Annotated in this window: 8 protein-coding genes, 1 tRNA gene and 1 CRISPR repeat array; of the genes, 1 reads left to right on the plus strand and 8 read right to left on the minus strand. The window is 40.2% G+C overall.

The window, feature by feature from the left end; translation table 11 throughout:
- Positions 1 to 86: 86 nt before the first annotated feature.
- The 8 genes from KHM83_RS11570 to cas13c form a co-directional block, all read right to left on the minus strand.
- Entirely contained in the window at positions 87 to 1391 is a 1305-nt protein-coding gene (locus KHM83_RS11570; protein WP_213237182.1) for a DUF4349 domain-containing protein, read from the minus strand.
- Between the two features lie 14 nt (positions 1392 to 1405).
- Positions 1406 to 1948 (minus strand): RNA polymerase sigma factor, encoded by a 543-nt coding sequence (locus KHM83_RS11575; RefSeq protein WP_213237183.1) that lies wholly within the window; start codon positions 1946 to 1948, stop codon positions 1406 to 1408.
- 337 nt (positions 1949 to 2285) lie between these two features.
- Positions 2286 to 3233 (minus strand): metal-dependent hydrolase, encoded by a 948-nt coding sequence (locus KHM83_RS11580; protein WP_213237184.1) that lies wholly within the window; start codon positions 3231 to 3233, stop codon positions 2286 to 2288.
- A 77-nt stretch (positions 3234 to 3310) separates the two neighbouring features.
- Positions 3311 to 4399 carry a M24 family metallopeptidase gene (locus tag KHM83_RS11585; protein ID WP_213237185.1) on the minus strand — a complete coding sequence of 363 codons (1089 nt, stop codon included), beginning with the start codon at positions 4397 to 4399 and terminating at the stop codon, positions 3311 to 3313.
- A gap of 114 nt (positions 4400 to 4513) precedes the next feature.
- The gene (locus tag KHM83_RS11590; RefSeq protein WP_213237186.1) at positions 4514 to 4951 is read right to left on the minus strand and encodes a hypothetical protein; all 438 of its coding nucleotides are present in this window, start codon (positions 4949 to 4951) and stop codon (positions 4514 to 4516) included.
- On the minus strand, positions 4938 to 5156 hold the full coding sequence (locus tag KHM83_RS11595; RefSeq protein ID WP_213237187.1) for a helix-turn-helix transcriptional regulator: 219 nt from the start codon (positions 5154 to 5156) through the stop codon (positions 4938 to 4940). Before KHM83_RS11595 ends, KHM83_RS11590 begins: the two co-directional genes overlap by 14 nt.
- A 139-nt stretch (positions 5157 to 5295) precedes the next feature.
- Positions 5296 to 5382 (minus strand) — tRNA-Leu (locus KHM83_RS11600).
- 281 nt (positions 5383 to 5663) lie between these two features.
- A CRISPR array of direct repeats spans positions 5664 to 6615; the repeat unit is 30 nt; unit sequence GTTTCATTCCCTGCACGGCAGGGTGTAATC.
- 178 nt (positions 6616 to 6793) lie between these two features.
- Positions 6794 to 10519: a type VI-C CRISPR-associated RNA-guided ribonuclease Cas13c gene (gene cas13c, locus KHM83_RS11605; protein WP_213237188.1), complete on the minus strand. Its 3726-nt coding sequence runs from the start codon at positions 10517 to 10519 to the stop codon at positions 6794 to 6796.
- An 820-nt stretch (positions 10520 to 11339) separates the two neighbouring features.
- Here cas13c and abc-f point away from each other — a divergent pair.
- Positions 11340 to 13286, plus strand: coding sequence for a ribosomal protection-like ABC-F family protein (abc-f, locus tag KHM83_RS11610; protein ID WP_213237189.1), 1947 nt, complete (start codon positions 11340 to 11342; stop codon positions 13284 to 13286).
- The last annotated feature ends 61 nt before the right edge of the window (positions 13287 to 13347 follow it).

Raw genomic sequence — 13347 nt, forward strand, 5'->3', positions numbered from 1 at the left:
CTTATGCATGTGTGTGATGTTAGGAAATTGAACCACTCATCTTTTATTGTGTAATCTCCTTTTGTTATCACTAGATTTTGTTATTACTAGATTTTTTTATGTCTTTTCTTACGCCATATTTTTGATCCGACCCCTGCAAGGATTGCAAGAATTAACAGAACCGGTGATTTGGCAACGAGCCATATGAATATTTCCATGGTCGTCTTCACAATGGCGTTAATGGTATCAATGAAACCTTCTTTCGCTTTTGACAGAACGGAATCATCAATGGGCTCAATGGTTGGATTCAGCGATTCGACCTCGTCTATTTCGACGTATACGTAAGACAAGTCGGCTAAATCTTCCCAATTTTTCAGTTGGTTGGTTAATGCATCAATTTCACGGCGCGTTCTGGTGAGTTCATTTTCAATTTCCAGAATATCTGAAACATCGGTTGCCTTTTCCAGAATTTCGCGCAAACGGTTTTCTGTAATTTTCAAATTTTCAACTTGTGACGCAGTATCTCTGTAATACTTCGTCACGTCTTCTGAATTGACATTGTCATAATTGACGAAGCCATTTGCTTTAATACTGTCGAGCATTTGATCGAATAAATCTGCCGGTACCCTTAAGACAAAACTGCCGTATCGTAGATTGTCACGGTCAGTGTAACGCGTTTTATAACTAGTTTGTTCACTTTCGATATAACCTTCAGTGCCTTCTAAAATCGCCTTAATCGCCGCAACTGTCTCATCATAGGATTCGACGTCAATGGAGAGATTGGCTGTTTTAAGGATAATTCGCCCATTGCGATACTGACTGTTTTGACTGCTGTCATTGGACGTCATTTCCGGGCTCTCATACCCGCCATCTGCGCCTCTCGCTTCTGTTGCTGCCGTCACAGCTTTTGATTCTGCAACATCTGCCGCAGTATCGTTATCATAACTAATCCCAAAGGACTGCGGCGCCATCTCTGTTGATTCCTCAGCCGTGATATAGTTAGCAGCAGCGGCAGTGTCTGAGGATCCACCCATGTAAATACCATATGGCAATGCGGTTTTAACGACCACAACACCAATAATCAATACAGCTGCTACACCGCCAAGTGCGCGAGATTTCCAGCCGAGTTTTTTGATCTTTCCCATAACACTCGCACCAATTGTTTCATTCTCTTCTTTTCTTTCAACTGTTGCTGCCGCTTCCAATAGCCGCTGATGCAATCGTTCGTCAAAGTCATTTGGTAATGGCATTAAGACCTCCTCATCAAGAAGCGTCTTTACATATTTAAGTTCTTCAAACTCGATCATGCATGATTCGCAGTGCGCAACATGTTGCTCGAGTTCTTTGATTTGTGCTTCAGTGATGTCGCCGTCAATATAGGCATTCATCAGTGTTTTGTATTGATCACACATCATTTTACTCCTTTCTACGCTTCTGCTTTTAAAATGTCTTTCAGCATGATTCGATTACGATTAATTCTCGAACGCACCGTTCCAATGGGCACTTCAAGAATCCGACCAATCTCTTCATAACTGTAGCCTAATATATCTCTTAAAATAATCACTTCCTTGCCGTCTGCTGAGAGGCGATCCAATGCCCCTTGAACTTTTGCCTGCAATTCCTTTTGTTCGTAAATCAGCAATGGATCTGTTTGTGCGCGATCCGCTTCTGTCATCGTGTCAATGCGTTCATCAAGCGGTAAGGTCGCTTCTTTTCGCTTTCTCAATTCGTCTTTGCATGTATTCATCGCAATGCGGTATAGCCATGTTGAAAATTGAGAATCACCTTTAAATTGGTGTATTGCCTTAAATGCTTTAATCAATGCCTCTTGAGCCATATCATCGGCATCGTGGGAATTGCCCATCATCCGATAAGTGATGTTGTAGACGTACTGCCGGTATTTCTGGATCAGCAGTTCAAAACTAGCAACATCGCCATTAATGCTCTTTTCAATCAGTTTTGATTCCATCAGGCGCTCCTTTCTGAAGGTATATACATTTGACGACAGTCCTCGCCAAAAAGTTCCAACTGTCATCGGATTATCCGTTTTTCATCTGTCTTCTCATCTGTCTTCTCATCTGTTTTTTCTTATGTTTTTTCTTATGTTTTGTTATTTTAGAGATTAACCTTCTACCATTATACCCTTTTGCCATCTGCGTCAACAAGATGACTTTTGGCTTATGGTTTAGGCCGTGAACTCGGGCACATAAAAAGGCATTCGCCCCAGTGAGGAATCACCAGTATTCGAATGCCTTAATTGCGATTATAATTTTTATCTGTGCTGTTGGCTACAGCGGCAATTGTCGTTAACCTGCAACGAGGACTGCCTTTGAGAGCTTATAAGGATGAAATACACTTTCAACAGGGTTGTAGGCCGAATCGAGAATCAGCGTCCCTTGATGTAAAAATGCATTTCTGAAAAAATATCGCAGGTCTATAATGCGAACCGTTACATAAGTTGGTTCTTCGTCAATCACTTCAATGTGCAAACTTGGCGACATCTGCGAAAACTTCTTGCCGATCGCCGTCTTCTGAACGATGGCCAACAGATTTTTATCCTTAATCTCAAACTTTTTAATAATGTGTATGGGGTTTCGTCTAAACGGATTGTACTGTCCGACGATGTTGTATTGATCGCCTCTTGCAACAAAATCCCATTTGTAAAAGATTTTCAGTGACGGCATGACATTAACATCTTCGATGGTATCTACAGCCTCAAGCGCTTTCATAATGTTTTTACGCGCGCGCTCCCGCATGTACCAACGCAAAATCAGGTAAGGCCCAATAACCGCAGCAGCAAGTGCAAATATGCCGAGGCCATTCTGACGATTAAAGATAAGCCCAAAGCAGACGAGTGTCACAATCGGATCATAAAGCGTCAAAATATTGCCTTTCCGTTTGCGCTGAAACAGCCGCGCTCCATAGGAATTCAAAATATCAAATACCGTATGGGATAAGGCGCCTAAAAACGTCCACATTAATGTCGTCCAAAACTGAAAATTATCAAATGGCATCATCGACAGCATTGCTGTGATACCGATGCTGAAAAGCGCCAGCATTGGCAGTGAATGGCTAAACCCTCGATGGTGCTCTAAATACTCTACATCATCTTTAAAAATTCTGATCACAAAATCTAAATCAGGTGACATTGCACCCAACATACTACCGATCGTAATGGCTGAAGTCATTGCAACGGGCTCATGAGAGAATGATGCGACAGCGATGCCGATAATACCATGGCTAATTGGATCCATAACAACTCCTATTTCATTTCAAAATACATAATTATGTTAACCATTGTAACACCATTTCATCTTGTATACAATGCGTTTTACTTAAAATTAATTAAATTTTTAGAAAAATCATTGAGTACCCGACACCCCTCTTCTGTGACACAAACCAAATCCTCAATGCGAATGCCAAACTTATCGGTAAGGTAGATACCCGGTTCTATTGAAAAGGTCATGCCGGGTTCACAAATGACATCGGAAACCGCCGAAACATCCGGGAATTCATGAACGTCTGCACCAATGCCGTGTCCGGTACGATGTGTGAAATAATCACCATAGCCCATTTCAGTAATATACTGGCGTGCTGCCGCATCAACTTCTGAAAGTTTAACCCCGGGTTTTACCGTGGCAATCGCACGCTCATTTGCCGTCTTTACAATCTCATATACTTTCTTAAACTGTTCATCCGGCTGGCCTTTAAAGAATGTCCGCGTCATATCGGAGCAATACCCTTCTGATAAACCACCCATATCGACAATAATGCCCATGCCGTCTTCTAAGACAGTCTCATCGTTTTCATGATGTGGTTCTGCCGCATTTTTACCAAAGCAGACAATCGGTGTAAAAGACAGCTCATCAATGCCAACCGATTCATTAAACTGCGCTATTTTGGCTGCAACTTCCAGTTCAGTCACATTATCAGCAGATGCCGCTTTAAGATACGCTGCCACCATGTCCATCACGCGATCATTTATCTGCGACGCCTTTATCATTTTCGATACTTCTTCTTTGGTTTTGACCATTTTTACGCGATCGACAATAGCAGACCCAAGGGTCAATTTTAAATCGCTGCGCATATTGATGATTCTAAGCAGGAACTGACTCGCCATGAACTTATCAATGCCTATCGTGATCCCATCTGGAAGCTGGTCGACAACATACTTAACGGGTTCTTCAATGTCATCATATGACTGTATGGTCAAGCCAGCCGTGGGCAGCATTGGAAACAGTTTATTGATGATTAAAAGCAGCTTGTCCTGCGTCATTAAAAGACCGACAAACCGCTCGCCGCTGTGAAAGTCAATTTCAGTATAATAGCGAATATCCGCCATGGTTGTAATCAGCAAGGCATCAACACCATTTTGCTGCATTGCTGCTCTCGTCTTCTTTACGCGTTCATTTTGTACCATACTCTCGTCTCCTTTTCGCATCTATTTTTATGATAGAACACTTTTGATCAATTTTATCAATTTTGATCGACTTTTTCATGTTTGCCGCAGCTATCTATCCTCGACATTTAATCTTTACATTTCCTTTTGAAACTTTCTCAAATAGTAGATATTAATAATGATCAGCAAAAGATACGCGGCAACAAAAGTCAATATTATGTTGAGGTTTACCTGCATAAGTGCAAACACAAGCATCAAAGCACCGAAAATCAACAGCATTGCGTCATAAGCTTTTGCTTTCGCTTTATGACTGATGGCGATATTCCGTTCATCATTTGCTTCAATTTCGATCTGTTTAGCAGCTTCCGGATCTTTTGCCAAGGCAATATTTTTCATAAGTTCACCGAGATTGTGTCCAAATATCCCCATACCAACGCCAACGAAAATATAGGGCAACGTGAGCAACATTCCCTCTGAAGTCTGCGAGAATTTAATCAATATTAGGCCAGTTACAAAAAGTATCAATCCAATGGTCGCCAAAAAAGCATATTTTCCGTTTTTACGCTTTATCATCGTCGTTATAATCCTCCTTATATATAAAAATATCTTCAATATGCATATGAAAATAACGGGCAATTTTGAAGGCTAAAAGAATAGATGGGTTGTAGCGTCCGTTTTCAAGCGAGCCGATCGTCTGTCTGGAAACCTCCAGAACAGCCGCCAGCTCCTCTTGATTCATACCATGCTGTTTTCTTATTTCTTCAAGTTTGTTTTCCAAATGATCATCTCATTTCATGTAAAGTATGCTTTCCATAGCATCGTATCACATGCCCCATTTAATGTCAAGCAAGCTTTCCATAAGCAAAAAAGAAAAACAGGATTGCTTTTTACTTTTGTAAAAGCAATCCTGTTCTATATGGTGCCGAAGGCGGGGGTCGAACCCGCACGAGTGTTACCTCTCCGGATTTTGAGTCCGGCGCGTCTGCCAATTCCACCACTTCGGCAAGGAACGTTTCTATATTAACATAAGCACCTCTACTTGGCAAGATACTTTTTCTAAAATCATGCCGCTTTCGAAAAAGATGTAATAATCAGAAAATGGCGACAGTTTAGGGTTTCATAATCGTAAACGTCACCATTATTCACAAGATGCATTATAACGGGTGCGAGTTCTGCCCTCGGCACCAATTGCCGATTGTACATCTTCATTTCTACGATCACATTTTCTTTAGCTCATCCATAGTGACCTCAAATAAATAAGATATTGGACAGACTACACAGAAAAGTTTCATTCCCTGCACGGCAGGGTGTAATCAAGAATAAATGTAAAAATGTGGAGGAATTAATATTTAGTTTCATTCCCTGCACGGCAGGGTGTAATCATTTAGGAACTCAAGGACAAACTGAAAAGGTAGTATGTTTCATTCCCTGCACGGCAGGGTGTAATCTTTGTATGGCGCTCGTATCTTTCCGGTGAACAGAAGTTTCATTCCCTGCACGGCAGGGTGTAATCTAAGCAAAATGTCAAAAATAGAACTCACAGAAGCGAGTTTCATTCCCTGCACGGCAGGGTGTAATCGGTATCTCGCACATGATCTTAAATCCAAAACTAGCAGTTTCATTCCCTGCACGGCAGGGTGTAATCTTGGTGAGTTTGGCAAGTTTAAGCAATATTCGTGTAGTTTCATTCCCTGCACGGCAGGGTGTAATCGTTTGTGCTCGTATCTTTTAGGCTTCAAGAGTTTTACGTTTCATTCCCTGCACGGCAGGGTGTAATCAGGAATGATAAATATACTGATAAAAAATCACAATAGTTTCATTCCCTGCACGGCAGGGTGTAATCTGCTATTATAGCATTAAGCACTTCATAAAAGGTTAAAGTTTCATTCCCTGCACGGCAGGGTGTAATCATTAATGCTAAAAGCAAGTTAACCAAAGAAATGCAAGTTTCATTCCCTGCACGGCAGGGTGTAATCGCGGACAAAGTGCCGAGCCGATCCGTGGCGTGTCAGTTTCATTCCCTGCACGGCAGGGTGTAATCGGAGACACTGGGCGAAGGTATCAAAGCGGCAGTAAGTTTCATTCCCTGCACGGCAGGGTGTAATCATAGAGCAGTACCTACTCCTATACGGTTGGTACTTGTTTCATTCCCTGCACGGCAGGGTGTAATCTATTGAAATTTATAGAGTTATATTAATTGATGGAAAGTTTCATTCCCTGCACGGCAGGGTGTAATCCCCGGGCGCTACAGCCCAGTCATTTCAATGGCTTAAAAGCCAGTTTCTGTCGATCTGCCATTATTGTACCACTTTTTTAATGCTTTATAAATACGTTGTTGAAATTTCAACGTTTTCGCGTCTGTCGATCCCCCGGTCATTTTACAGTGAGAGGGATCGACAGAAAATTGAATATGGCTTACCGCATTTTAAAGACTGATTTCTCATTTAGATTTACTGGAAACGCAACGCTTCCTAAAACGATAAAATGTGTCCATCCGCATTTATCGGCACAGGCTTTAACTTCCTCTTGTGTTACATCAAGTGTATACGGCAATGGCTTATGCATTATTCGAATACCCTCTCCTTTGAACTCATCCAGCAGGCTAGCATCGTACTTTTTAATCTTATGAGGAATCTGCTCAATCCAAGGGTTTTGCAGTAAACCATTTTGATCAAAGTACAATTGAACCACTTGCTTTAAATCCGTATCTGGATCATCTACTTTCACACCTGCTCTATGCACCAAGGTATAAACATCAATGTTAAAAATATAATAGCGGTCTGTGGCAATCATTTCATATACTTTTTCTTTGATTGCACGATTGAGTTTAGACAGTAAGGCACCGCGTTCATCTGATTGATCTTTTTTCAGCTCTCTAATGATTGTGTTTATATTTTTCTTTCTTTCTGCAATTGTCATGTCTTTGAGTTGTAAGGCGGTATCCTTTCCCCTCTTAAACGGGATCCATGCATCTAAAATAATGTCTGGATGCTCATCGATCTCGCCCATTAATGTTTTCTTCAATGCTTCCTCATCGTCTAAATAACTTGAAAGCTGTTTGAAATCATTGAAGGCAGTGATCACATCACGTTTATCTTCCTCTCGCTTTATTTTATTTTTTTGCTTTTTAGAGAAGCGATTTTTGATTTCGGTATTATCCTCTACAACTGCTGATTTTTTTAGATAATGAAGCACTTGATCGTATTGCATCAAATAATCATTAATAATGAAATCATCTAAATTTTCTTGTTTCAAAGACAATACTTCATAGAGCAGCATTAGATTCTTAACATGCTTTTGTATTGAATCAGCCTCAGTCTTTTCAAACCCTAAAAATTTAGAAAACAGAAAAACAGTATCAAAATGTGATATTTTATTTCTCATTTTAATGGCACTATTATAAATTTCATTTTTCTTCTTATTTTTATTATTTTTATTTTCATCGTATTCTTTAGTTATATATTCGCGCTCACCTTCCATTTCCACTACTGTTTTCATAAGTTCATTAAAATTCAAATGACCTTTACCGACTACTTTCATAGCATCGCCTATGGTTTTTAAAGGACCCTTTCCATCAACATCTTGATTGGCAATTTTTAAAAGTGCCTTTAGTTCAATCATATTGCAAAGCTGATAGATATTATCGTACACCTTAAGAAATGGGCGAATAATCATGCCATTAAGGTTAAATGTGTTGATAATCTCATTGCTTATTGCACGGTCGTCAATGATTTCTTTTAGCACGTATGCTTGAAGTTTTTCAAGTTCATCATTATGGTATGAAAATTGCCAATAATCCTCTAATTTAAAATCAAAGAGGTTATAATGCCGCAAATGCTTTTCAATTAACCGCATCTTATGAAAGAATTGATCTTTTGGATTTTCAGGATCATATGCAGTAGACATAAAATCGACATTTTTAAGTTCATAATAGTGATGTTTCACAAAGCCCAAAAAATCGCCACGTACTTCTTTTGGCAAGAAAAGCAGGAATAATACATATATCTTTAGGAGCGGTGATTCATCAAAAATAGATTGCTTGAGTCTTGGAACAGTATCACAAAAGTTAATGAATCTTTGAAGGCGATTGTTTTCAGATGACTGATATGGAACATTTTTTGGTCTTTTATACAAGCTGGTATCCAAATACGCATTAACCTCTTTGCTGTATGCATTCTCCGATGCACGTGTCCTTTGCCTGCCGATAAAAGAAGGTGTATCCGTATTAAATTCATCTTTAAATCTTTCATAATTAAGATTATAAGCCTCTTCTAAGTAGCCAAAGGCTACTCTTAACTTATAATACAATCGCCATTTAGCATTTGCCTTGGTCATCTTTTCCATTTTCTCTTTTTGCTGATTAATTGCATTATTCAATTCAGCGATTTCTAATTTTCGCATCGGCTGATGCATCACTTGCTGTAACTCTGCAACGCGCTCTTTATGCGCATTATAAAGTGCTTTGTATTTTTTACTGAGATGAATATCCTGAAAATATACTTCGCCATCAGATGTTTCAAGCCATTCACGCAAGACTTTTAATTTATGCTCTGCCGATTTTGTATTCTTTTTATTGTTTTTAAGATACTTAATATAATTTTCAGCCTTCCTAATTTGATATTCAAAATCATCTTTAATGATCTGCTTAACCTCTATATTCTCAACACCGTCCTGCACGAAATAGCCATTGATGAAGGCATTGAAACCATTTTTATGATCGCAAACTTGTCGGTAAGTGCGATTCATTTCGATTAACGACTGGTTAGCGCCAAAAAACATTTCTTTGTCGTTTGAGGTTAAATAAGTCGTATCATGGCTTATTTTAATGTCATACGATGCATCCAATACATCAAACAGGTCGAGCTCTAAGTTGTTTATATCAAATGTTTTATGCTGCATCAACGCAATGGTATTACCGGTTATCAAATCGTCAAAGAGATGGTACTCATAGTGCATCACCCCATGTCTAATGCTTGAAAACACAGCAATGATTTTACGAACATCGTCTTCTGAAATATTGAAACCATCTTTATCAATGTACACCGGCAATGCCGCTAATTTTTTATCCCGCTCGATTTCACAGCTTTTGATTGCCACTTCCTTTTGGGCATCATCACGATCGCTTTTTTTAATTTTTTTTACTTCATTATCATAAACATTATCGGCTGCACTTTTCAAGTTTTCAATATGTTGATGCTGATGTTCAATAAATGGCTCAATGCGGTTATTGAATGCTTTGGTTAATCCTTTATATAAAATTTCAATATCTTCTGACGTTAAGTCTTTAGCTTTATTTGCCTTTTTATTTGCCTTATTATTTGCCTTATGTTCGCTATCAACAATTTCCCAGATCTCATCAAGTTCGCGTGTCTTACCACTCTGATACAGTCTTCTCAGCTCAGGCGCATCGTCATTCTCAATACCTATAGCATCCAATCTTTTATCGTTAACCATTGTCATAATCATGGCATTAATCATGTTCAAATAATAGGACAGCTGACTGCGATAGGTCATAAAGCGTTTCACTTTATAAACCATACGGCTGTCAATCTGCGTTCTGTTAAACGTATCATATTCGCTTCGCCTTAAAATGATGCTAATGTTATTTTGAAATGCTTCATTGAGCAAAACGCGTGATGACAAAGAACTCGCTTTTCGGTTGTTTCGCATCGACTGTGCCCGTTGATGTTTTTTCTTATCTTCCACCGTCACGGTAACTTCTATCTCCCCGTTATTCGTTCTTCGCCACGTTCCCATAATTTTATATTTTCTATTCGCACGATCGTTTGATTCACTAATCACTTTTGTCACAGTCAAGTAAGGAGTATCACCATCAAAGTCATATGTGATTTCAGGCGGCTGATATCGCATGACGCGATCTTCTATTCTATTGGGTGTAATACCGACAACTTCTTGAAATTGGATCATACCTGAATCAGCAGTATCAATTGCCAATAGTTTCATTGCATCAATGCGCAGTGTATCAACACCACCCTGTTTCTCATAAAGCACTTTTATTTCTTTAATCATTTCATGATCAAAGTTCGAAATGACAATTCTTACAATACTGTTTTTATTTTGCTTTCCGCCATTTTTCTTATCACTGCCGTTATTTTGCTTCGCTGCACTATCTTGCATCATCTCATGACACCACCTTTTGAGTATAGTCTCCATCCACGCGACTCATTGACCGTTCTTATTAACTATATTATACATTTATGGTTTCTTACTTACAATTTTCTTTTCTGTGTATTCGCATAATTTTAGATGTATCACGACTGCTCACGCCACCTTTTCAAATTTTACATTTTAAAAACATTTCCCCATTTCACTTGACGAAATTTAGGCCTATATCGTAAACTGAAACTGTAACAAAATACACGATGGACTGCAAGAGGTGTCTGAAATGGTTAGAATCCATGAAAATTCACCAGCTGCTGGCTGTCCTGCTATGAGCTTCGTTTAAGAAAATAAACGAATATCGGTGAGCTTGATCCGGAGCTTATAGCAGTGAGTAGCCGAGCTGAATAACAATCAAAGTTTATAAATGAGCGTTTATTCAGCTGGCGATGAAAGCTAATTTTTATCGTCTTTTTGGTGTATCCAAAATTCGGCCTCTCCTGTTTCAGTCATAGTGTTATTTTGATACGCGCAATGCGTCTGTTTTGCATTGCCTAAATCATGATTAGACGTTGGGCTCCGTGACGATTTGTCACGGCGTTTTTGTTTTTTGTCATTTTTTCGATGTGTCGTCATTTGCAATTTTCTTGGCATAAAACATCTTTTCCCATTCACCATTCTGATCATTTTATAAAACGAATCATCCTATACGAACTGCCTCAATGTGCTGTTTGAGCGCTGTTCTGCGAATATAACCATGACTTTACAGCTCCGTTTCACGCGATTTTTATCAGGAGAGCTTATGTCCTGCTCACAATCTACTGAACAAACGGAGGAAAAAATGAGTTTACTACAATTTCACAATATTACAAAAGAATATACCAACCGCACCATATTAGACGGTATCCATTTAAGCATCGAGCGACGTGAACGCGTCGCACTAATCGGCGATAACGGCGCCGGCAAATCAACGCTGCTGAAAATCGCCATGGGGCGTGAAACACCTGATTCCGGACGTATCATCCTCTCAAGAGGCATCAAAGTCGGCTATCTTTCACAGAACAGCGATGAATTAATCGGCGGCGAACGCAATGCGCTCTACATTGAAAAACATCACCAGCTCGAAATGCAGTTGAAAGAACTTGAAAAAAAGATGGCCGATCCCAGCATTTTAGACGACACAGATGCCTATGATCGACTTATGCGCCAATATGAGCGCGTCCGCCATGCATACGAAGCCATGGATGGCTATACCCTTGAAAGCCTTATTAAAAAAACACTGCTGGGACTGGGGATGAATCCAGAATCGCTTCATATTCCACTGGAACAGTTAAGCGGCGGCGAACGCATCCGCGTGGCACTCGCTCGGATACTAATCGAATCCCCCGACCTGCTCATTCTTGATGAACCGACCAATCACCTCGACTTGCCGAGTATCGAGTGGTTGGAGGATTACCTGATACGTTTTGCCGGCGGTGTACTCATCGTTTCTCATGATCGCTACTTTCTCGATCGCGTCACAACGCGTACGGCTGAACTGCAAAACGGCACCTTAAATATCAAGCGCTGCAATTACAGCACATTTATTGAACAGCGCGCTCAAATGCAGGCCTTTTATCTAAAAGAACAAAAGAACATGAACATCCGCATTCGCGATAAAAAAGAACAAATACAAAACCTGATCAGCAACGGCAAAATCAAGCAGGCCAAAAGCCGTATGATCGAACTCGATAAGATGCAGTCTGCCCTCTCATCGCATCAAAAGATCAAGCAGCGTGAGAACTTAAGCATTCGAAACGGGCCGCAAATTCATATCCAATCACATGGACACATCAGCAAGGAAGTCGCATGGGGCAAGAAAGTCACCAAGTCTTTTGGCACCCGAACACTTTTTCAAGACATCGATTTTCATATTGCAGGTGGTGAACGCGCGGCAATTATCGGGCCAAATGGCTGCGGCAAGACGACGCTCTTAAAAATGCTCATGCGAGAAGATGACGATTATCAGGGAGAATTGGTACTTGGCAACTGGATCACCTATGCTTATTTAGGCCAGTCTGTGACTTTCGAAGATGAAGACCGCACTGTAATCGATGAAATCATCCAATCAAGTGGTTATGAGAAAAAAGATGCGCTTAAATACATTGCAAGGTTTGAATTCTACGGCGAAATGGTGAACAGTACGCTTAGAGCGTTAAGCGGCGGCGAACGCGTCCGCGTTTACCTCGCCGAGCTGATGCTGCAAAACCCGCATTGTCTTATTCTGGACGAACCGACGAACCATCTCGATTTGCATTCCAGAGAGGCAATTGAAAATGCCGTCCTTGCATTTAAAGGCACCGTCATTGCCGTATCGCATGATCGTCACTATCTCAACCGTTGTGTGAATAAGCTCTTAGCCTTTTCAGTTGATGGCTTTGAAACATTTCAGGGCAATTATGATGCCTATAGAGCCTACAAGAAAAATGGCTTTGATGCTGAAGCGACAGTTGTTGTCACGAACGAAACACAGTCGTCATCAAAATCTAATCATCATAGTGCTCAAGTTCATTTGACGGATAAGCGAAATCGAACTATCGAAAAAAAAGAAAAATCAATGGAAACCATTGATAAAGAGGCTCTTGAAAATCATATCATGACACTTGAAAAGGAACTCGAAGCACTTTCCATCGACTTGGCAATTAATGAGATGTCTGCTTCTGACCGCTCGGATGGCTACCGCCGACTTGCCGAACGTCATGCAGCACTCGAAGCGCTTTATTTGACCTATGATTCGATCATTGAATAATCTGCTGCCATAAAAAGCCGCCATAACCACTTTAATCTGTGGTTTGGCGGCTTCTAATATA

The organism is Fusibacter paucivorans, assembly GCF_018390735.1.
Classification (GTDB): Bacteria; Bacillota; Clostridia; order Peptostreptococcales; family Acidaminobacteraceae; genus Fusibacter; species Fusibacter paucivorans.

Excerpts from the sequence above, each read along its gene's own strand:
- KHM83_RS11570 (WP_213237182.1), bottom strand. The coding sequence starts at position 1,391 with ATGTGTGATCAATACAAAACACTGATGAATGCCTATATTGACGGCGAC.
- cas13c (WP_213237188.1), bottom strand. The coding sequence starts at position 10,519 with ATGATGCAAGATAGTGCAGCGAAGCAAAATAACGGCAGTGATAAGAAA.
- KHM83_RS11590 (WP_213237186.1), bottom strand. The coding sequence starts at position 4,951 with ATGATAAAGCGTAAAAACGGAAAATATGCTTTTTTGGCGACCATTGGA.
- abc-f (WP_213237189.1), top strand. The coding sequence starts at position 11,340 with ATGAGTTTACTACAATTTCACAATATTACAAAAGAATATACCAACCGC.
- KHM83_RS11575 (WP_213237183.1), bottom strand. The coding sequence starts at position 1,948 with ATGGAATCAAAACTGATTGAAAAGAGCATTAATGGCGATGTTGCTAGT.
- KHM83_RS11580 (WP_213237184.1), bottom strand. The coding sequence starts at position 3,233 with ATGGATCCAATTAGCCATGGTATTATCGGCATCGCTGTCGCATCATTC.
- KHM83_RS11585 (WP_213237185.1), bottom strand. The coding sequence starts at position 4,399 with ATGGTACAAAATGAACGCGTAAAGAAGACGAGAGCAGCAATGCAGCAA.